This window comes from Plantibacter sp. CFBP 8775, assembly GCF_014839505.1.
Taxonomy (GTDB): Bacteria; Actinomycetota; Actinomycetes; order Actinomycetales; family Microbacteriaceae; genus Plantibacter; species Plantibacter auratus.
In genome coordinates this window covers 1,005,243-1,026,305 of sequence record NZ_JACYNV010000002.1, presented here as the reverse complement: position 1 = coordinate 1,026,305, position 21,063 = coordinate 1,005,243, and the positions used below count along the sequence as shown (strand labels likewise).

General features: G+C 69.0%; 18 protein-coding genes. 13 read left to right on the top strand and 5 right to left on the bottom strand.

From position 1 onward, the window contains the following. Positions 1-433: 433 nt before the first annotated feature. Complete coding sequence (gene xylB, locus IFR14_RS17125) at positions 434-1,867, bottom strand: xylulokinase (protein WP_191941729.1); 1,434 nt, start codon at positions 1,865-1,867, stop codon at positions 434-436. Between the two features lie 129 nt (positions 1,868-1,996). Further along, positions 1,997-3,187 (bottom strand): xylose isomerase, encoded by a 1,191-nt coding sequence (gene xylA, locus IFR14_RS17120; protein ID WP_064295008.1) that lies wholly within the window; start codon positions 3,185-3,187, stop codon positions 1,997-1,999. Positions 3,188-3,375: 188 nt separating this feature from the next. On the opposite strand from xylA, the gene IFR14_RS17115 reads away from it, so the two are divergent. The 7 genes from IFR14_RS17115 (at position 3,376) to IFR14_RS17085 (ending at position 10,961) form a co-directional block, all read left to right on the top strand. Further along, positions 3,376-4,422, top strand: coding sequence for a LacI family DNA-binding transcriptional regulator (locus tag IFR14_RS17115; protein ID WP_137243855.1), 1,047 nt, complete (start codon positions 3,376-3,378; stop codon positions 4,420-4,422). A 216-nt stretch (positions 4,423-4,638) separates the two neighbouring features. Next, positions 4,639-5,829 (top strand): Gfo/Idh/MocA family protein, encoded by a 1,191-nt coding sequence (locus IFR14_RS17110; RefSeq protein WP_249407037.1) that lies wholly within the window; start codon positions 4,639-4,641, stop codon positions 5,827-5,829. Between the two features lie 50 nt (positions 5,830-5,879). Beyond that, positions 5,880-7,190: an extracellular solute-binding protein gene (locus IFR14_RS17105; protein ID WP_137243854.1), complete on the top strand. Its 1,311-nt coding sequence runs from the start codon at positions 5,880-5,882 to the stop codon at positions 7,188-7,190. A gap of 7 nt (positions 7,191-7,197) precedes the next feature. Beyond that, complete coding sequence (locus IFR14_RS17100; RefSeq protein WP_071258845.1) at positions 7,198-8,124, top strand: carbohydrate ABC transporter permease; 927 nt, start codon at positions 7,198-7,200, stop codon at positions 8,122-8,124. Next, positions 8,124-9,077 carry a carbohydrate ABC transporter permease gene (locus IFR14_RS17095; RefSeq protein ID WP_191941728.1) on the top strand — a complete coding sequence of 318 codons (954 nt, stop codon included), beginning with the start codon at positions 8,124-8,126 and terminating at the stop codon, positions 9,075-9,077. Before IFR14_RS17100 ends, IFR14_RS17095 begins: the two co-directional genes overlap by 1 nt. Before the next feature lie 49 nt (positions 9,078-9,126). Continuing rightward, complete coding sequence (locus tag IFR14_RS17090; RefSeq protein ID WP_064295003.1) at positions 9,127-9,822, top strand: ThuA domain-containing protein; 696 nt, start codon at positions 9,127-9,129, stop codon at positions 9,820-9,822. Beyond that, positions 9,807-10,961, top strand: a complete 1,155-nt coding sequence (locus tag IFR14_RS17085) for a Gfo/Idh/MocA family protein (RefSeq protein ID WP_342365731.1) — start codon at positions 9,807-9,809, stop codon at positions 10,959-10,961. Before IFR14_RS17090 ends, IFR14_RS17085 begins: the two co-directional genes overlap by 16 nt. Before the next feature lie 32 nt (positions 10,962-10,993). Here IFR14_RS17085 and IFR14_RS17080 read toward each other — a convergent pair whose 3' ends face one another. Further along, positions 10,994-11,497 (bottom strand): metallophosphoesterase family protein, encoded by a 504-nt coding sequence (locus IFR14_RS17080; RefSeq protein ID WP_191941727.1) that lies wholly within the window; start codon positions 11,495-11,497, stop codon positions 10,994-10,996. A gap of 132 nt (positions 11,498-11,629) precedes the next feature. On the opposite strand from IFR14_RS17080, the gene IFR14_RS17075 reads away from it, so the two are divergent. Next, on the top strand, positions 11,630-12,241 hold the full coding sequence (locus IFR14_RS17075) for a hypothetical protein (RefSeq protein ID WP_079706772.1): 612 nt from the start codon (positions 11,630-11,632) through the stop codon (positions 12,239-12,241). A gap of 134 nt (positions 12,242-12,375) precedes the next feature. Here IFR14_RS17075 and IFR14_RS17070 read toward each other — a convergent pair whose 3' ends face one another. After that, positions 12,376-12,813 (bottom strand): GNAT family N-acetyltransferase, encoded by a 438-nt coding sequence (locus tag IFR14_RS17070; RefSeq protein ID WP_191941726.1) that lies wholly within the window; start codon positions 12,811-12,813, stop codon positions 12,376-12,378. Between the two features lie 90 nt (positions 12,814-12,903). On the opposite strand from IFR14_RS17070, the gene IFR14_RS17065 reads away from it, so the two are divergent. After that, positions 12,904-14,100: an ROK family protein gene (locus IFR14_RS17065; RefSeq protein ID WP_342365730.1), complete on the top strand. Its 1,197-nt coding sequence runs from the start codon at positions 12,904-12,906 to the stop codon at positions 14,098-14,100. Between the two features lie 229 nt (positions 14,101-14,329). Here the strand turns inward: IFR14_RS17065 and IFR14_RS17060 are convergent, their stop codons facing one another. Further along, on the bottom strand, positions 14,330-15,349 hold the full coding sequence (locus tag IFR14_RS17060; RefSeq protein WP_064294998.1) for a LacI family DNA-binding transcriptional regulator: 1,020 nt from the start codon (positions 15,347-15,349) through the stop codon (positions 14,330-14,332). 134 nt (positions 15,350-15,483) lie between these two features. On the opposite strand from IFR14_RS17060, the gene IFR14_RS17055 reads away from it, so the two are divergent. From IFR14_RS17055 to mmsB, 4 genes are all read left to right on the top strand, one after another. Then, the gene (locus IFR14_RS17055; RefSeq protein WP_191941725.1) at positions 15,484-16,503 is read left to right on the top strand and encodes a serine hydrolase domain-containing protein; all 1,020 of its coding nucleotides are present in this window, start codon (positions 15,484-15,486) and stop codon (positions 16,501-16,503) included. A gap of 513 nt (positions 16,504-17,016) precedes the next feature. Continuing rightward, positions 17,017-18,129, top strand: coding sequence for a multiple monosaccharide ABC transporter substrate-binding protein (gene chvE, locus IFR14_RS17050; protein WP_079706775.1), 1,113 nt, complete (start codon positions 17,017-17,019; stop codon positions 18,127-18,129). 137 nt (positions 18,130-18,266) lie between these two features. Next, a complete protein-coding gene (mmsA, locus tag IFR14_RS17045) occupies positions 18,267-19,775 on the top strand; it encodes a multiple monosaccharide ABC transporter ATP-binding protein (RefSeq protein ID WP_064295024.1) in 1,509 nt (502 codons plus the stop codon). Between the two features lie 32 nt (positions 19,776-19,807). Next, on the top strand, positions 19,808-21,061 hold the full coding sequence (mmsB, locus tag IFR14_RS17040; RefSeq protein ID WP_085512640.1) for a multiple monosaccharide ABC transporter permease: 1,254 nt from the start codon (positions 19,808-19,810) through the stop codon (positions 21,059-21,061). The last annotated feature ends 2 nt before the right edge of the window (positions 21,062-21,063 follow it).

The window sequence follows — 21,063 nt, the reverse complement described above, 5'->3', positions numbered from 1 at the left end:
CGGCGTGTGGCACTTCGACAGGCTCAGTGACCGGGGGATGTTCGCTCAGTGACCGGGGGATGTTCGCTCAGTGACAGGGTGGCGCTCGGTGACCGGGGAGGAGATACCCGTTCCCTGAGCTTGTCGAAGGGCCCCCGGGGTGGCGTTGTAGGTCGGGAGGCTTCTGCGTGTGGCACTTCGACAGGCTCAGTGACCGGGGGATGTTCGCTCAGTGACCGCGGGATGTTCGCTCAGTGACAGGGTGGCGCTCGGTGACCGGGGTGGGGGTACTCGTTCCCTGAGCTTGTCGAAGGGCCCCCGGGGTGGCGTTGTAGGTCGGGAGGCTTCTGCGTGTGGCACTTCGACAGGCTCAGTGACCGGGGGATGTTCGCTCAGTGACCGCGGGATGTTCGCTCAGTGACCGGGAGAGGTTCGCTCGGCGACCGGTGCCGCCTCAGGCTCGGGCGGCGTACTGCTCCCGGGCGATCCCGGACGCGTCCGCAGCGACCGCGTCCGCCTGGTCGGCGCCGTCGCCGGCCCCCACCGCAGCCCACGCCGGGCGAGTACCACTCAGTGCCCAGGCCGCCTGCACTGCGGCGCCGTCGGCGACGTACTCCCCGGGGGCCGGCACGACGACCGGCACGTCGAAGACCTCGCGAGCGATCGCCCGCACCGCCGGGTTCTGCGCCGCACCGCCGATGAGCAGGACCCGCTCCGCCGTGACGCCCTGCGCGAGCACCGCGTCGAGGCCGTCGGCGAGTCCGCAGAGCAGCCCCTCGATGGCCGCCCGGGCGAGGCCCTCGCGCGTCGTCGACTCCAGGGTCATGCCGAAGAGGGTCGCCGTCGCGTCCGGCCGGTTCGGCGTGCGCTCACCCTCGAAGTAGGGCTGGAGCACGAGTCCCCGTGCCCCGGCCGGGGCCTCGAGCGCGAGTCGACCGAGTTCCGTGTGGTCGACGCCGAGCAGCGCGGCCACCGCGTCGAGGATCCGGGCGGCGTTGAGCGTCGCGATGAGCGGGAGGAACGCGCCGTCGGCCGAGGCGAACCCGGCGACGGTGCCCGAGCTGTCGCGGACCACGGCCGGCGTCACGGCGAACACCGTCCCGCTCGTGCCGATCGACACGACGACATCGCCGGCCGTCGCCCCGAGCCCGAGGGCGGCTCCCGCGTTGTCGCCGGCACCCGCCCCGATGACGGTGTCCGGCCCGATGAGGCCGCCGTCGACACCGGTCCCGGCGGACTCCTCCGGCGCGAGCACGCGCGGGAGGATCGCATCGTGGCCGAGCGCCGCCACGAGCAGCTCGCGGTCGTACTCGCCGTCGGCGGGGGACCAGTACCCGGTACCGGAGGCGTCGGAGCGGTCGGTCGTCAGTTCGGCGAGGTCCGCGCCCAGTGGGCTCTCGTCGGCCGGACCGAAGCCGCGCAGACGCCAGCTCAGCCAGTCGTGGGGGAGCGCGACGGCGGCGACCTCGGCGGCGTTCGCGGGTTCGGCGTCGCGCAGCCAGCGCAGCTTCGTGATCGTGAAGGAGGCGACGGGGACGCACCCGGTCCGCTGGGCGAGCTCCGCAGCGCCGAACTCCGCGATGAGGTCCGTCGCGGCCTGCGCGCTCCGGGTGTCGTTCCAGAGGAGTGCCGGACGGATGACGCGTCCGTCGACGTCGAGCGCGACCATGCCGTGCTGCTGGGCCGCGACCGACACCGCGGCGACATCGGCCAACCCGCCGGCGGCGGCGGCCGCCTCCTGCAACGCCTGCCACCACGCGGTCGGGTCGACCTCGGTGCCGGCGGGATGCGCCGCGCGTCCTTCGCGGACGAGCGCTCCGGTCTCGGCGTCGCGGATGACGACCTTGCAGCTCTGGGTGGACGAATCGATGCCGGCGACGAGCGTCATCGCTCTCCCTGTTCTCGGTGGTGGGCGGTCGGGTGACCGCCGGGTCTGCTGTGGGGTGGAACGCGGAACGGCGTTCCGCCCCCGATCCTCTCGGATCAGGAGACGGAACGCCAGGTTCGCGGGTGTCGGCTAGCGCGCGCCCATGAGGTGGTCGACGGCCAGCTGCTGCAGGCGGACGAACCCGAAGCCCTTGCCGCCGAAGTAGGCGTCGGCGTCGAAGTCCTCGTACGACGAGCGGTCGGCGAGCAGCTGCTCGACGGTCTCGCCAGGGTTGAGCGTCGGCTCGCGCAGCTCGGGCACGCGGGCGGCGGCCAGCGCTTCCTGCACCTCGGGGTCGGCGCGGAACGCCTCGGCGCGCTCCTTGAGCAGCAGGTACATGCGCATGTTGGCGGCTGCGGAGTCCCACACGCCCGTGATGTCCTCGGTGCGGCTCGGCTTGTAGTCGAAGTGACGCGGGCCGTCGTACGCGGGGCCGCCGTTCACGCCACCGTGCTCGAGGAGGTCGACGAGCGAGAACGCGTTCTGCAGGTCGCCGTGACCGAAGACGAGGTCCTGGTCGTACTTGATGCCCCGCTGGCCGTTGAGGTCGATGTGGTAGAGCTTGCCCTGGTAGAGCGCCTGGGCGATACCGGCGGTGAAGTTGAGGCCCGCCATCTGCTCGTGGCCGACCTCGGGGTTGATGCCGACGAGCTCCGGGCGCTCGAGGGTCTCGATGAACGCCATCGCGTGGCCGAGCGTCGGGAGCAGGATGTCGCCGCGGGGCTCGTTGGGCTTCGGCTCGATCGCGAAGCGGATGTCGTAGCCCTTGTCGGTGACGTAGTCGCCGAGGAAGTTGACGGCCTCGCGGTAGCGCTCGAGCGCCGCCTGCACGTCCTTCGCGGAGTCGTACTCGGCGCCCTCGCGGCCGCCCCACATGACGAAGGTCTTGGCGCCGAGCTCGGCGGCGAGGTCGAGGTTGCGGAGCACCTTGCGGAGGGCGAAGCGTCGGACGGCGCGGTCGTTCGAGGTGAAGCCGCCGTCCTTGAAGACGGGCGCGCTGAACAGGTTGGTGGTCACCATCGGCACGATGACGCCGGTGTCGGCGAGCGCCTGCTTGAGGCGGTCGATCTGCTTCTGGCGTTCGGCGTCGGTCGAGCCGAAGGCGAAGAGGTCGTCGTCGTGGAAGGTGAGGCCGTAGGCGCCGAGGTCGTTCAGGCGGGTGACGGCCTCGACCACGTCGAGGTCGGGGCGGGTGGGGCCACCGAACGGGTCGGTCCCGTTGTAGCCGATCGTCCAGAGGCCGAAGGAGAACCGGTCGGCTTTGGTGGGGGTGAGGCTCATGCGTGCAAGTCCTTCAACGTCGTTGGTGAGCGGATGATTTGTTGTTAACAACAACTTATAGTCGAGACTAGCAGATCGTCGGCCTCGCGTCACCGGTCGGGTGTCGCGAAATATTTCGTTAGCATGGGCAGAACTTCTCGCTGCAGAGACGGCCGTCCGGCCCGACGGAGAGGGATCGGAGGACTCGGATGAGCGACGACCTCGCGGTGCAGGCCGCCGGATCCGGCGGCGTCGGCGGGCGGGCCACCCTGTCGCGCATCGCCAGAGAGGCCTCCGTGTCGGTCTCGACCGCCTCGAAGGTGCTCAACGGGCGACCGGGGGTGTCGCCGGACACCCGGGAGATCGTCGAGCGACTGCTGGACCGCCACGGCTACAGTCGCCGCGGTGCCGAGCTCGCGCAGGGCTCGCTCATCGAGCTCGTCTTCGAATACATCGACAGCTCCTGGTCGCTCGAGATCATCCGCGGTGTCGAGAAGGTCGCGCGCCAGCACGGCATGAGCGTCACCCTCACCGAGACGGGCGCCCGGCGTTCGACCGGCGAGGGCTGGGTCGAGAGCATCATCGGGAGGAAGCCGGTCGGGGTCATCCTCGTGTTCTCGGACATCGACCCGGCGTACCGGCGCCAGCTCCACACGCGCAACATCCCGGTCGTCGTGGTCGACCCGGCGGGGGACCCTGGCCCGGAGGTGGCCGCCATCGGCTCCACGAACTGGTCCGGTGGGATGGCCGCGACGCGCCACCTCATCGAGCTCGGACACCGCAGGATCGGCCTGATCTCGGGCCCGCAGGACCTCATGTGCTCGCGGGCACGGGTCTCGGGCTACCGGTCCGCGCTCGAGGAGGCCGGGATCCCGCTCGACGAGACGATCCTGCGCCGCGGGGAGTTCATCCCGGAGGCCGGACGCGTCCTGGCGCTCGAACTGCTGCAACTCGAGGATCGGCCGACCGCGATCTTCGCCGGCAACGACATGCAGGCGTTCGGCGTCTACGAGGCGGCGCGCTCGCTCGGGATATCGATCCCGGAGCAGCTGTCGGTCGTCGGGTACGACGACGTCCCGCCGGCCAAGTGGGTCGGTCCGGCCCTCACGACCATCCGGCAGCCGCTCATCGAGATGGCCGAGGAGGCCACCCGCCTGGTGCTGAAACTCCGGTCCGAGACGGTCGACAACATCCGCCTCGACCTCGCCACCTCCCTCGTCGTCCGGGGTTCGACCGCAGCCCCGCCCACCCCGTAGCCCGCGAACTGTCACTCGCCGCTCGTCCCGGCGGACGGGACTGTGTCGGAGTGACAGTTCGCGGGCAGGGGTGGGGATGGGCGGACGCGAAAAGTTTCCAATGCGGGAGAGGGAAGTTGCGGGCAGACAGGCGGCGGGGCTAGCTTCAGGGCACCGCAGCGAAGCGATCCGGAACCCCGGGGCCGCAGCTGCGCGAGCAGCTCGGGAGCGTTGCACATGGCGGGAAGCGGACGGCCGGAACTCCGGGTCGCGATGATCGGATACGGCTTCATGGGAGCCGCGCACTCGCAGGCCTGGCGCACCGCACCGCGCTTCTTCGACCTCGATGCGGAACCGGTCATGGCCACGATCGTCGGCCGCAATCCCGAGGCACTCGAAGCGGCCCGCGTGAAGTTCGGCTGGGAGTCGGCCTCGACCGACTGGCGGAGCGTCATCGCCGACCCGTCCATCGACATCGTCGACGTCTGCACGCCCGGCTCATCGCACGTCGAGATCGCGATCGCCGCCCTCGAAGCCGGCAAGCACGTCCTCTGCGAGAAGCCGCTCGCCAACAGCGTCGAGGAGGCGGAGCTGATGGTCGCCGCGGCTGAGGCGGCGAGGGCTCGCGGCGTCCGCTCCATGGTCGGCTTCAGCTACCGTCGCGTGCCCGCCATCGGGTACGCCCGCCAGCTCATCGCGGAGGGCGCGCTCGGGGACGTCCGCCAGATCCGCGCGCTCTACCTCCAGGACTGGCTGAGTGACGCCGAGGGGCCGATGACCTGGCGCCTCGACAAGGACCAGGCCGGCTCCGGCTCGCTCGGCGACATCGGCGCGCACGCCATCGACCTCGTGCAGCACCTGACCGGTGCCCGACTCGACACCGTCAGCGGGACGCTCGCCACCTTCGTCACCGAGCGACCGCTCCTCGGCGAGACCGTCGGCCTGAGCGGGACCGCCTCGGAGGAACGCGGCGCGGTCACCGTCGACGACGCCGCCTGGTTCACCGCGAAGCTCACGGGCGGGCTTGCGGACGGCGCCATCGGCGCCTTCGAGGCGACCCGCTACGCGACCGGCCGGAAGAACGCGCTCCGCATCGAGCTGAGCGGCTCCCGCGGAGCCATCGCCTTCGACCTCGAGCGGATGAACGAGCTCGAGGTCTACGACGCCACCGCTCCTGCCGGCAAGCAGGGCTTCACGCGCATCGTCGTCACCGAGCCGGAGCACCCGTACATGGCCGCCTGGTGGCCGACCGGCCACGGTATCGGCTACGAGCACCCGTTCTCGCACCAGGTGCGCGACCTCGTCCAGGCCATCACCGCCGGCACCGACCCCGAGCCGTCCTTCGCCGAGGGGCTGCAGGTCCAGCGGGTCCTGCGCGCCGTCGAGTCGAGCGCCGCGAACGGCAGCGCCTGGACGCCCACCGACTGATCCGTCCCCATCGCACCATCAGCAGCAGCACCCACCAAGGAGAGAACGCAATGACGCTTCGTACTTCATCCCGTCGTCGGACCCGACTGGCCGCAGTCGCCCTCGGCGTCTCGGCCCTCATGCTCGGCGCGACCGCCTGCTCCAGCGGCGGTGGCGCGCCGAGTGGCAGTGCCACCCTCTGGGGCCTCACCGGCACCGACGAGGACACCGTCCTCGGCCCGTCGCTCAAGGAGTGGAACGGCGCCAACGCCGACGGCCAGATCGCCGCGACCTACTTCCAGAACGACGCTTACAAGACCAAGATCCGCACCGCAGTCGGCGCGGGTAGTGCTCCGACCATCATCTACAGCTGGGCGGGCGGCACCCTGAACTCCTACGTGGACGCCGGCAAGGTCGCCGACATCACCGCGGAGACCGCGGACGCCAAGGGCAAGTTCCTCGAGTCCGTCTGGAACCAGGGCGTCATCGACGACAAGGTCTACGCGGTGCCGATGAACGCCACCACGCCGATCATGTTCTATTACAACAAGGACGTCCTGAAGGCCGCGGGGGTCGAGGTCCCGACGAACTTCGACGAGATCGTCGACGCCATCCCCAAGCTCAAGGCCGCAGGCGTGGCCCCGTTCTCGCTCGCCGGTGCGTCCAAGTGGCCGTCGCTCATGTGGGAGGAGTACCTCGTCGACCGCGTCGCCGGACCCGAGGCCTTCAACAAGATCATGGCCGGTGAAGCCGACGCGTGGAGCGACCCCGGCATCATCGAGGCGAACGAGAAGATCCAGGAGCTCGTGAAGGCCGGCGCGTTCGTCGACGGCTACGCCTCGGTCACGGCCGACAGCAACGCCGACGTCGCCCTGCTCTACACGGGCAAGGCAGCGATGATGCTCCAGGGCGCCTGGGTCATGACGACCTTCAAACAGCAGGCGGCCGAGTTCGCCGAGAAGGGTCTCGGCTACACGACCTTCCCCGCCGTCACCGGTGGCAAGGGCGACCCGTCGAACATCGTCGGCAACCCGTCCGGGTACTTCTCCATCTCCGCCTCGGCGACGAAGGAGCAGAAAGCCAGCGCGCTGAAGTACCTCACCGAGGGTGTGTTCGACAAGGGCTACATCGACCGCATGGTGAAGGCCGGCCAGGTGCCGCCCATCACCGACATCGACGCGGAGATCGCGGACGCCGGCGGCGACTTCGGCACGACCGTCTACGACCTGACGAAGAACGCCAAGAACTTCCAGATGTCGTGGGACCAGGCGCTCCCGCCGGCACAGGCGACCGCGCTCCTGACGAACCTCGACCAGCTGTTCAACCTGCAGATCACCCCGCAGGAGTTCTCCGACAACATGAACAAGACGATCGGACAGTGATCTCCCGATGACCGTCACCCGTCCATTGAACGGGGCCCGAGGGGCCGGTGCGGCAGCGATGCGCCGCCGCACCGGCCCCAGTGGCTGGATGGTCGCGCCGGCGCTGGGCTTCTTCCTCGTCTTCGCGATCATCCCGCTCATCGTCGCCCTGTACCTGAGCTTCACCCGCTGGGACGCGATCACCGACCCCGCGTGGGTCGGCCTCGACAACTGGGCTTCCGTCCTCGTCGACCCGGTCGCGATCGACGCCCTCGTCCTGACCCTCAAGGTCATCGTGATCTCCTGGATCGTCCAGACCCCGATCAGCCTGCTGCTCGGGACCTGGACCGCCGGCAAGCAGCGCAACCGGGCCGTGCTCGGCGCGATCTTCTTCCTGCCGCTCCTGCTGTCGTCGGCGGCGACCGCCATCGCGTTCAAGGCGATCCTCGACCCGAACTTCGGCCTGTCGGCGTCGCTCGGCATCCCGTTCCTCAAGCAGGACTGGCTCGGCAACCAGCAGCTCGTGCTCTTCGTCGTGATCTTCATCATCGCGTGGCAGTTCGTGCCCTTCCACACGCTCCTGTTCCAGGGTGGCGTGCGGCAGATCCCGGCGTCCCTCTACGAGGCGGCCGAGATCGACGGGGCTGGGACGGTCAAGCAGTTCTTCCACATCACGCTCCCGCAGCTGCGGTACACGCTCGTGACGTCGTCCACGCTCATGATCATCGGTTCGCTCACCTACTTCGACGTGATCTTCGTGCTCACCGGCGGCGTTCCGAGCGCCGGCACCCGCATCCTCCCGATCCTCATGTACGTGACGGGCTTCTCCGCGAGCCAGTTCGGGCAGGCGAGCGTCATGGCGATCATCCTGGCCGTCATCGGTCTCGCCATCGCCCTGCTGCTCACCAAGCTGAGCGGCTTCGCCAAGATGGACAGTCAGCAGGAGGGCCTCTGATGTCAGCGACGAACCCACTCACGAAGCCCGGCACGCTGCCGACCGGGAGCCTCGACACGGTCAGCGTCTCGACCGCCGGGTCGAAGCGTGGACGCCCGGGCGAGCACGAGACGCGAGGCAGGCGCCCCCGCGGTGCCCGCCGCAAGCCGAACATCATCGGCGGTATCGGCGCCTGGATCTGGCTGCTCATCATCGTGCTGCCGATCTACTACATCGTCATCACGAGCGTGCGCCCGCAGGCCGGGTTCTTCTCGAGCAACCAGCTCATCCCGCCCACCGACCCGACCCTCGACGGCTACGCCCTCGTCCTGCAGAGCGACTTCTTCCTCTACCTCGGCAACAGCGTCATCATCACCATCGCGAGCGTCGCCGTCACCGTGTTCGTCTGCCTCATGGCGTCGTACGCGATCGTGCGCACGAACTCCCGGTTCACGCGGGGAGCGTTCTCGTTCTTCCTGCTCGGCCTCGCGATCCCGCTGCAGGCGACGATCATCCCGCTGTTCTACATGCTCAGCAAGGCGGGACTCTACGACACCCTCCTGGCGCTGATCCTGCCGTCGATCGGCTTCGCGGTGCCCGTCACCGTGCTCATCCTGTCGAACTTCATCCGCGACATCCCCAAGGAGCTGTTCGAGTCGATGACCGTGGACGGGGCGTCGAGCTGGCGGACCCTCGTCTCCCTCGTACTCCCGCTCGCCCGGCCGGCGATCGTCACCGTCGCGCTGTACAACGCGCTCAACGTCTGGAACGGATTCCTGTTCCCACTCGTGCTCACGCAGTCGCCGAGCAACCGGGTGCTGCCGTTGTCGCTGTGGACGTTCCAGGGGTCGTTCAGCGTGAACGTGCCGGCGGTGCTCGCCGCCGTGGTGTTGTCGACCCTGCCGATCTTCATCCTGTACCTGTTCGGCCGACGCCAGTTGATCAGTGGCATGACCGCCGGCTTCAGCAAGTAGTGCTGATCGCGAGCCGACCAATGACCGAACCATCCCCTGAGAGGAACACATGACTGACAAGCAGGCGCTCGTGGTGCGAGGCGGCTGGGACGGGCACATGCCCGTCGAGACGACCGCGGCCTTCATCCCCTTCCTGGAGGCGAACGGGTTCACCGTCCGCGTCGAGGACGGGACCACCGTCTACACGGACACCGACTACCTCGACACGGTCGACCTCATCGTGCAGATCAACACGATGAACACCATCGAGCCGGAGGAGTTCGCCGGCCTGCAACGCGCTGTCCTGAACGGGACGGGCATGGCCGGTTGGCACGGCGGGATCGCGGACTCGTACCGCAACAACGCCGACTACCTCCACATGATCGGCGGCCAGTTCGCGCACCACGCCGGCAAGGACCCGGCCGAGCGGACGGGGGAGCAGTCCGACAACTACATCCCCTACACCGTCCACATCACCGAGTACGGCCGGACCCACCCCATCACGGAGGGGATCGAGGACTTCGACCTCGTCACCGAGCAGTACTGGGTGCTGAGCGACGAGTACAACGACGTCCTCGCGACCACGACACAGGAGGTGCGGCCCTGGGACGCATGGAACCGTCCCGTCACGGCGCCCGCCATCTGGACGCGCCAGTGGGGGAAGGGCAGGATCTTCGTGTCCGCTCCCGGCCACCGCATCGAGATCGTCGAGGACCCGAACGTCCGCACCATCATCGAAAGGGGCCTGCTGTGGGCAGCACGCTGAACGGGCCATCGGAGACCGCCGGGGGATCCGTCCTCCGGGTCGGCGTCATCGGCGTCGGCAACATCTCGAAGCAGTACTTCGCCGAGTTCCCGAAGCTGCCGAACCTCGAGCTCGTCGTCGTCGCGGACCTCGACCTCGCCCGCGCCGCGGAGGTCGCCGCCGAACAGGGCGTGCGGTCGTCGAGCGTCGACGAGCTGCTCGCCGACCCCGAGGTCGACGTCGTCCTGAACCTCACCATCCCGGCCGCGCACGCCGAGGTCGCGCTCCGAGCCCTCCAGGCCGGCAAGCACGTCTACGGGGAGAAGCCGCTCGCCCTGTCGACCGCCGAGGCGCGACCGGTGCTCGAGCTCGCCGCGGCGAAGGGCCTCCGCGTCGGCAGCGCACCGGACACCGTCCTCGGGTCGGGCGTCCAGACGGCGCTCGCCGTGCTCGACAGCGGTGCCATCGGTCGGCCGATCGCCGCGGCGGTCGCCTGGAGCGCTCCGGGCCACGAACTGTGGCACCCGGCTCCCGCGTTCTACTACCAGCCGGGTGGCGGGCCGCTCCTCGACATGGGACCGTACTACCTGACGAGCCTCGTGTCGTTCTTCGGTCCCGTCGTGCGGGTGTCGGGGGCGGTCGCGCGGTCGGATCGCGAGCGCTCTGTGGCGACGGGCGCGCTGGCCGGGACGCCGATCCCGGTGCACGAGGAGGTCGACACGCACGTCACCGCGATCCTCGAGCACGCGAACGGGGTGGTCTCGACCGTGACGGTCTCGTTCGAGGTGTGGGCGAGCCGCGTGCCGCTCTTCGAGGTCTACGGTACGGGCGGGACGGTCGCCGTGCCCGACCCGAACCGGTTCTCGGACCCGGTGGAGATCGCGACGGCCGACGACCGCACCTGGCGTGCCGTCCCCGACAGCGCAGGCTTCGTCGACGCCGGGCGCGGGGTGGGCCTGTCGGACCTGGCCGAGGCGATCGAGCAGGACCGACCGCATCGGGCCTCGGGCGACCTCGCGTTCCACGTGTTGGAGATCATGGAGGCGATCATCGTCGCCGGTCGTGAGCACCGCGTCGTGGAACTCACGAGCACCGTCCCCCGCCCGGCACCCGTGGCCCGCGAACTGTCACTCCGGCACAGTTCCAGCCGCTCGGACTAGCGCCGAGTGACAGTTCGCGGGCAGGGGGAGGGTTAGCGGGCGACCGGGATGAGGCGGACGTCGGTGAGGGTGCCGTCCGTGACCCGGGCGGTCATCATCGTGCACTCCGGTTGACGACGGCGGTCCGTCGGCGAGCCGGGGTTGAGCAGGCGCAGGCCAGCTGGCGAGACCGAGTCCCACGGGATGTGGCTGTGTCCGAAGACGAGGACGTCGGTTTCGGGGAAGGCCTCGTCGGCCCGTCGCTCGCGACCGGTCGCCGCCCCCGTCTCATGGACGACGGCGAACCGCAGCCCATCGACCTCGAAACGCGCGACCTCGGGGAGACGCGCGCGGAGTCCGGGGCCGTCGTTGTTGCCGAAGACGCCGACGAGGCGGGCGGCGCGGGCCTCGAGGGCGTCGAGGGTCGCCTCGTCGACCCAGTCACCCGCGTGGACGACGACGTCCGCTGCGTCGACGGCGGCCCAGACCGCGTCCGGCAGGACCTTCGCCCGCTTGGGCAGGTGGGTGTCGGCGAGGAGGAGCAGCGAGGTCGGCATGTTCCCACGGAAGCGGATCGCGCCGACGCCGTCAACCGGGTGGTGCTCCCGCGCCCGTCGACCTGCTCGGCGACCGGGCCGCGGACCGCCGTTCACGGACACTCCCGCAGGAGGGGCGGCTAGGGTGATCCCATGCCCGCAACCGACCTTCGTTTCTCCGGGAGGATCGCCGGCTACGGCACCACGGGCGGCGTCCGCATCGTCCTCGGGCTCTGGTCCACGTCTCCGTTCGGCTCGTTCGCCGACGCGATGATCGAGGACTCCCGCGGCAAACGCCTGCTGCTCGCGCCGACGCAGGAGATCGCCGACTTCATCTCCACCACGTACACCTTCGACGACGTCGAGATCGGCACCGTCGGCTGGACGCGCCTGCCGACGGGGCTCCGCTTCGTGGGCGGTCCGCTCGACACGACCCTCCGCATCGGCGGGAGCTCTCCGCTCGGCCGTGCGCTCCGGGTCGTCCCCAAACCGGTGGCCGTGAACCCCGTCTGGCTGCAGACCATCGACCCCCTCGCCCGCGTGCTCCAGCCCGGAGCCCGGACGGCGGGCTCCGCCGGCAACGGTCGACGCGAGTACTACGGCGTGACCGGCGCTCGCCGCATCACCGCCGCCACCGCGAGCTGGTCCGGTGCGGACCTCGGCACCCTCGCCAGACTCGACCCGCCCGTGCGCTTCGGCTTCGGCTCCGCGCCGGCCGACCCGCACCTCGTCGACATCGTCACCACGGTCCGTCAGCCCGCGTGAGCTGCTCCGGGGTCGCGCAGCTCACCATGTAGCCCGTGTCGGCGTCGCGGCAGGAGATCCGCGCGGTGGCAGGACGCTCCTCAGCCGGACGTCCTGCTGCCGAGCCGACCTCCTGCTGCCGCACCATTGGGTGTTCAGCCCCGGCGGACCATCCAGACGTCGACCTCGTCCTCGCGTTCGAGCGTGAAGCCGTGGCGCTCGTAGAGGCGGCGGGCCGGGCTGCCCTGCAGCACGTTGAGACGGAACGGGCGCGGGTCGCCGTCGTCGGCCAGGAGCCGCGCGAGCACCGCGGTGCCGAGGCCCGCGCCCTGGTGTTCGGGTGCGAGGTAGAAGTGCTCGAGCCACCGCTCGTCGGGTTCCGGACGGAGGGCGACCAGCCCGGCCGTGATGCCCTCGACCTCGATCACCGAGGTGTGCTCCGGGCGATATCCGTCGAGGAAGCGACGGCGCACGCGGGTCTCGTCGTAGCGACCGAGGCGCTCGAGGTCGGGCCGCATGACGACGGCGCGCAGCTCGGCCATCCAGGTCGAGTCGTCGATGGTGGCGGGGCGGAGTGTCCAGGCGGCGGGCATCCGTCCAGTCAACCATCCACGGCCGGAGGCGGGTGAACCGCCGCGTGCCTGGATAGGGAACACTGGAGGGATCGAGCAGAGGGTGTGCGTGTGAGCGAGTCGACAGCGGTCGGGGCGGGTCCGGCGGGCGGATCCGGCATGGGGAGCGGACTCGACTCGGTGCGCCGTCGCAACCTCGGGCGGATCGTCGAGCTCGTGCACCAGGGCGGGGTGCAGTCGCGGTCGGCGCTCACGAAGGCGACCGGGCTCAACCGGTCCACGGTCGCCGCGCTCGTCACGGAACTCGCCTCGATCGGCATCGTCACGGAGTCGGTCCCGGTGGGCGGGCAGGGAGTCGGCCGGCCGTCGCCACTCGTCTCGGCCGGCCCACGAGCCGTCGCCTTCGCGGCGAACCCGGAACTCGACGCGATCACGGTGGCGGCCGTGCGACTCGGCGGCGAGGTCCTCGAGCGCGTGCGTCGCGAGGTCGACACGACACCGACGGCGGCCGAGGCGACGGCGATCATCGCGGAGCTGGTCGCGGAACTCGCCGGCCGCCTGCCCGACGAGGCGCGCGGTGGCGGTGGGATCGGCCTCGCGATCCCCGGTCTCGTCCGGGACGCCGACGGGGTCGTCCGGCTCGCACCGCACCTCGGGTGGGTCGACGAGCCACTCGTCGAACGGCTGCGTGCCGCGACCGGTCGTGCGGTGTTCGCGGCCAACGACGCGAGTCTCGGCGCTCGGGCGGAGCGGACCTTCGGGGCTGGACGCGGCATCGACGACCTCGTCTACCTGAACGGTGGCGCGAGCGGTATCGGTGGTGGCATCATCGCCGGTGGCCGACCCGTCGGTGGTGCGCGCGGGTACGCGGGGGAGTTCGGTCACACCTCGGCGACGGCCGCCGGCAACGCACTCGAAGACGCCGTCCGACGCAGTGAGCTGCTCCATGTCGCCGGCCTCGCCGCCGGGGACGACGCGGTCCTCGAAGCGGCGCTCGCCGAGGGCATCGCGGCCGATCCGGCGGGGGCGATGCGGGAGGAGGTCGTGCGGCAGGCCAGGACGCTCGGACGGGCGCTCGCCGGGACGGTGAACATCCTCGACCCCGAACTCGTCGTCCTCGGTGGGCATCTCGGGATCGTGCTCGAACTGGCGTCGGAGGAGCTGCACGACGCGGTCCGTGAGCGGGCGCTCGTCCCGCCGTTCGAGGACGTCTCGATCGTGCGCGCGGAACTCGGCCAGGACCTCCTGCTCATCGGTGCCGCGGAACTCGCCTTCGATCGACTCGTCGCGGACCCCGCCGCCTGGTGATCGTCGCCGTGAGTGCTGTCGGCCTGGTGGTCAGCGCGGTGCGCTGACGCGACACGTACTCACCCGGCGTCGGCGCGGTGCGCTGACGCGAGCTCGCCCGAATCGGCGTGGGCGCGGGGCGTGGACTCGGGCGCGGGTCTCCGGAGGGGCGCGCTCACGCGTGTGACCCGCGCTCGTGTCAGCGCACCGCGCTGGCACCACCACCACACACCGCCACCACCACCAGGGGTCAGAAGGCCGGGCGACCCGTCGACTTCCGTACGATGAGCTCCGGCTCGATCGTGCCGCGGTACCCGACGGCGTCGACTTCGAGGTTGCCGAGCAACCGCGCGACACAGCGACGCCCCAGCTCGTCGAAGTCCTGCCGCACGGTCGTGAGCGGTGGCCAGAAGTGCGGTGCCTCCGGGATGTCGTCGAACCCCACGATCGACACGTCCCGGGGCACGTCGTACCCCTCGTCGCGGATCGCGTGGATGAGGCCGAGCGCCATCTGGTCGTTCGACGAGAAGATCGCCGTGAAGTCGCGCACCCGCATGAGTTCGATCCCGGCGCGATAGCCGAAGTCTGCGGTCCAGTCACCGAGGATCGGCGCGGTCGTCGGCACGTCCTGCGCACTCATCTCGGCGAGGAACCCGTGCATGCGCGCCTCCGCCTCGATCCAGTCCTGCGGCCCCGCGAGGTGGTAGATGTTCCGGTGGCCGAGCTCGATGAGGTGCCTCGTTGCCAAGCGTCCACCGGCGACCTGGTCGACACCGATCGAGTGGTCGTCGAGGTCGCCGCCGGACTGCACCGCGATGAACGGCACCCGCACCTGCAGCTCCTCGATCGCCCGGAACACCCGGACCTGCGGCGCGATGACGACGATGCCGTCGACCGACTGCGCGAGCAGATGCTCGACGGCGGCGACGATCGACGCGTCGGAGACGTCGGGCAGGTTCGCCGTGCTGACGAGGTACCCGGCGTCCTTGCTCGCGTTCTCGATCGCCTGGATCATGCTCGCCGGACCGTACTGCGACCGCTGGCTCGCGAGCACGCCGATGGTCCGCGATCGACTCGTCACGAGCGCCCTGGCCGCCCGGTTCGGACGGTAGTTGACCTCGTCCATGACGGCGAGGACCCGGTCGCGGGTGGAGTCGCGGATGCTCGGGTGGTTGTTGAGCACTCGTGAGACCGTCTGGTGGGAGACCCCGGCCAGGCGCGCGACATCACGGATATTGGGGGCTCGCCCCCGTTCGGCGTCGTCGCTCACGGATTCCTCGGACCTCGATGTGCACGGTCACATTTCGTGCTGCACCCATTATGCACACGCCTCAGGCCCCCGACGGATCGGGTCCCCCAGGGTGCGTGGAGTCACGGAGGGGTCCGCGACGGTACCGTTGGGGGATGGATACCGAAAGCGTCGCCCGCGTCATCGAAGCCACCGACTTCTCGGGCGTCGTGCTCGTCAAACGCGGTGACGAGACGCTCTTCGAGGCCGCCCGAGGCCTCGCCTCGCGGGAGCGCGACGAGCCCATCACGCTCGACACCCGCTTCGACACGGCGTCCATCACGAAGCTCTTCACCGCCGCCGCCGTGCTCCAGCAGGTCGACGCCGGACACATCGACCTCGACGAGTCGATCCACGAGTACGTCGACCTCGACGGCACCACCATCCGCCGCGACGTCCAGCTGCTCCACCTGCTCACCCACACCTCCGGCATCGCCGACGACGCCGACGAGACGGCCGGCGAGAGCTACGACGACCTCTGGGCCGAGCGCCCGGCCTCGTCGATCCGTGAGACCGCCGACCTCCTGCCACTCTTCGCCGACAAGGAGCCGCTGGCGGCCCCGGGCGAAGAGGCGAACTACGTCAACGCCGGCTACGTCCTGCTCGGGCTCGCCCTCGAGGGCGTGACGGGGCTGCCCTACCGCCAGCTCATCGAGCAGCAGGTGTTCGCGCTGCTCGGCATGGACCACTCGGGCTTCGTCGACCGCCGGACGGGCGAGCCCGGCCTGGCCGAGGGCGGCGACGTCGACGACGACGGCGTCTGGCACTCGAACGCCGACGCGTTCCCGCCGCTCGGTGGCCCGGACGCCGGTGCGCAGTCCACCGCGGCCGACCTCATCACCTTCCTGCGGGCCGCCCGCGACGCGAAGATCCTCACCGCCGAGCTGACCGAGGAGTTCACCTCCCCGCAGATCGAGGTCGACGAGGAGATCTCCTACGGCTTCGGCTTCGAGTTCGACGTCGACGAGGACGACCAGGTGCGATCGATGTACCTCGACGGTGTCAACCCCGGCGCGAGCGGCATCGTGCGCACCTACTTCGGCCCGACCGCCGCCGACGCCATCGACGTCGTCGTGCTGTCGAACTCCGAGGACGGCGCGTGGGACGTCATCCGCGCCATCGACGCCGAACTCTAGTCACCCACTGGGATCGCCGGGGCACATCCCCGGGTTCCGGCCACGCCGATCGGGGTGTACCTGCGCCCCCGGCACGTGCCCGCACGGGCTCACTGAGAGCGCGACCATGCCCCGACAGTCGCCGGTTATGAAAATGAGACCCATCCCGACTTGACATCAGGTGGAGGTCTGGGGCTATCGTGTGACACACAATGTGAACGGTCACATTCGGAGTGACGAGGAAGTCGACGTGGGAACGAAGCGCAATGGAGCGAGCAGGTCGGCGATGAGCCGCCTCCCGATCCACGGCACCGATCGATCCGACCACAGCTCCCTCTCGGCCCGGCTCTCCGCCGGCCACCTCTCCCTGCACCCTCGCCGGCATCACGACGAGGCGTCCGCACCCGCACCCGCGAACGCCACGTCGTCGACGAGCGGCCTCGATGAGCTGGACACATCGAAGCCGACAGACCTGCGCATGACAATGACGTCCAAGCAACTCCCTAGGGAAGGAACCACACAGTGAAGAAGAGAATGCTCCTCGCCACGCTGGCCGCAGGCACGATGGTCGTGTCTCTCGCCGGCTGCTCCGGCGGCGCAAGCGGCGGATCGGGCGGCGGCGAAGGCGACGGCAAGCTCGTCGGCGTCGCGATGCCCACCAAGAGCTCCGAGCGCTGGATCCAGGACGGCAACGCCGTCAAGGAGCAGCTGGAGAAGGAGGGATTCAAGGTCGACCTGCAGTACGCCGAGGACGACATCCCGACCCAGGTCTCGCAGATCGAGAACATGATCACCAAGGGCGCCTCCGTCCTGATCATCGCCTCGATCGACGGCACCACGCTCACGAGCGTGCTCCAGGAGGCCAAGGACGGCGACATCCCCGTCATCGCCTACGACCGCCTGATCCGCGACAGCGAGAACGTCGACTACTACGCGTCGTTCGACAACTACAAGGTCGGCGTGCAGCAGGCCAACTCGGTCCTCAACGGCCTCGGCCTCGTCGACCTCGAGGGCAAGCCCACCGAGGGCGCACCCGCCGGTCCGTTCAACATCGAGATGTTCGCCGGCTCGCCCGACGACAACAACGCCACGTTCTTCTGGGACGGCGCTCAGGACACCCTGAAGCCGTTCATCGACGCGGGCACCCTCAAGGTCGCCAGTGGCCAGACCTCCTTCGAGCAGGCTGCAACGCTCCGTTGGGACGGTGAGACCGCGCAGAAGCGCATGGAGAACATCCTCACGTCGACCTACTCCGACGGCAGCAAGGTCAACGCGGTCCTGTCGCCCTACGACGGCATCTCGCGAGGCATCATCTCGGCGCTGACCGACGCCGGCTACTCGGTGGGCGACGGCTGGCCCGTCATCTCCGGCCAGGACGCCGAGCTCGACTCGGTCAAGGCCATCGAGTCCGGCGAGCAGTACGCGACCATCTTCAAGGACACCCGCCAGCTGGCGAGCGAAGCCGTCAAGATGGCCGTCGCCGTGCTGAACGGTGAGAAGCCCGAGGTCAACAACACCGAGGACTACGACAACGGCAAGAAGGTCGTCCCGTCCTTCCTCCTCGAGTCGCAGATCGTCGTCAAGGACAACATCCAGGAGGTCCTCGTGGACTCCGGTTACTGGACCGAAGACGAGATCAAGGGCTAGTCAGTCCTGCAACACCCCTTTCGACAGGCTCAGGGAACGGAATCACTTCCGATCCCTGAGCCTGTCGGAGGGCCCGGTTCAACGACGATCACCTGTAAGGAGACACGGTGTCAGGCGAGACCACGAGCATCCTCGAGATGCGCAACATCATCAAGACCTTCCCCGGCGTCAAGGCCCTCTCGAACGTCACGCTCGATGTGCAGCGCGGTACCGTGCACGCCATCTGCGGTGAGAACGGCGCCGGCAAGTCGACGCTCATGAAGGTGTTGTCCGGCGTCTACCCGTTCGGCACCTACGAGGGCGACATCGTCTTCGAGGGCGAGACGATGGAGTTCAAGGACATCCGCGACTCGGAGTCCAAGGGCATCGTCATCATCCACCAGGAGCTGGCCCTCAGCCCCTACCTCTCCATCGCGGAGAACATCTTCCTCAACAACGAGCTGAAGGGGCCGCTCGGCCTCATCGACTGGAACCGCACCAACCAGGAGGCGGCAGCATTGCTCGCCCGGGTCGGCCTGCGGGAGAACCCGACGACCAAGATCCTCGAGATCGGCGTCGGCAAGCAGCAGCTCGTCGAGATCGCGAAGGCCCTCTCGAAGCGCGTGAAGCTCCTCATCCTCGACGAGCCGACCGCCGCACTGAACGACGAGGACTCCGATCACCTGCTCGACCTGATCCTGCACCTCAAGGAGCAGGGGATCACGTCGATCATCATCAGCCACAAGCTCAACGAGATCAAGAAGGTCGCCGACACCGTCACGGTCATCCGCGACGGCAAGACCATCGAGACGATCGTGAAGAACGACGTCACCGAAGAGCGCATCATCAAGGACATGGTCGGCCGCGACCTCGAGCACCGCTACCCGGACCACACGCCGAACATCGGCGAGGAGATCCTGCGCGTCGAGGACTGGACCGCCCACCACCCGCAGGACCCGACCCGCGTGATGGTGGACGCCGTCAACCTCAACGTCCGCGCGGGTGAGATCGTCGGCATCGCCGGCCTCATGGGCGCCGGACGCACCGAGTTCGCGATGAGCCTGTTCGGTCAGTCGTACGGCAGCCGCATCAGCGGCAAGGTCTTCAAGAACGGCACCGAGATCCGCACCCGGACGGTGTCGGAGGCGATCGACAACGGGCTCGCGTACGCCACCGAGGACCGCAAGTACTACGGCCTCAACCTCATCGAGGACATCAAGCGGAACATCTCGATGGCCTCGCTGAAGAAGCTCGAACGCGGCGGACTCGTCAACGACAACGAGGAGTACAAGGTCGCCGAGGAGTACCGGAAGAGCATGAACATCAAGGCTCCGAACGTGCTCGCGAAGACCGGGAAGCTCTCGGGCGGCAACCAGCAGAAGGTCGTCCTCTCGAAGTGGATCTACTCCGACCCCGACGTCCTCATCCTCGATGAGCCCACCCGCGGCATCGACGTCGGCGCGAAGTACGAGATCTACACGATCATCAACCGCCTCGCCGCCGAGGGGAAGGGCGTCATCGTCATCTCCTCCGAGCTCCCCGAGCTCATCGGCATCTGCGACCGCATCTACGCCCTCAGCGAGGGCCGCATCACCGGCGAACTGCCGATCGAGGAAGCGAATCCCGAAGCGCTCCTCAAACTCATGACCATGGAGAAGCCCCGCTGACGCGGGCGCGGACGGATCGAAGGAGAACCGCAATGTCCGATCTGGACACCAAACCCACCGTCCCGGCAGGCGACGGCACCGCCGCCGGCGGCCTCGTGAACCCGGCCACCAACCGCTTCACGAGCTGGCTGACCCACATCCTCAGCGACCTCGGCAAGAACGGCATCTTCATCGCCCTCCTGCTCGTCGTCGTGTTCTTCGCCGTCATCACCGACGGCATCCTGCTGCGGCCGCAGAACATCTCCAACCTGATCGTGCAGAACGGGTACATCCTCGTCCTCGCGATCGGCATGGTGATGGTCATCATCGCCGGCCACATCGACCTGTCGGTCGGTTCCGTCGCGGCCTTCGTCGGTGCGGTCTCCGGTGTGTTCGCCGTGCAGATGCAGATGCCGTGGTGGATCGCGATCATCCTGTCGCTCGCCATCGGCGCGCTCGTCGGTGTCTGGCAGGGCTTCTGGATCGCCTACGTCGGGATCCCGGCGTTCATCGTGACGCTGGCCGGCATGCTCATCTTCCGCGGCCTCGCGCTCGTGGTGCTCGGCAACGCCAACATCGGTTCCTTCCCAGCGGAGTACCGCGCGCTCGGCAACGGCTTCCTGAACGACGTGTTCGGTGACTTCCCGATCGACCCGCTGACGCTCGGTATCGGTGTCATCGCCGTCGTCGGCCTCGTCGTGCAGCAGGTCCGCACGCGCCTCGGCCGTCAGAAGTACGGCCAGGACACCGAGCCGTTCCCGTGGTTCGTCGCCAAGCTCGTGCTCATCATCGCGGGCATCGGCTTCTTCGTGTACGCCCTCGCCGCGTACAAGGGCATCCCGGTCACGCTCATCGTGCTGGCCGTCCTCGTGCTCGTCTACGGCATCGTCATGAACCGCTCGGTCTTCGGCCGTCACATCTACGCGATCGGTGGCAACCGTCACGCCGCGGAGCTGTCCGGCATCAAGACCCGTAAGGTCGACTTCTTCCTGTTCGTCAACATGGGCTTCCTCGCGGCGCTCGCCGGCCTCATCTTCACGGCCCGCCTGAACCTCGCCGGTCCGAAGGCCGGTGACGGCTTCGAACTCGAGGCGATCTCCGCGGCCTTCATCGGTGGAGCCGCGGTGCAGGGCGGCGTCGGTACCATCGGCGGCGCGATCATCGGTGGTCTCATCATCGGTGTGCTGAACAACGGTATGTCGATCATCGGCCTCGGCATCGAGTGGCAGCAGGCCGTCAAGGGCCTCGTGCTGCTGCTGGCCGTCGCGTTCGACGTCTACAACAAGCGCCGCAGCGGCGGACGCTGATC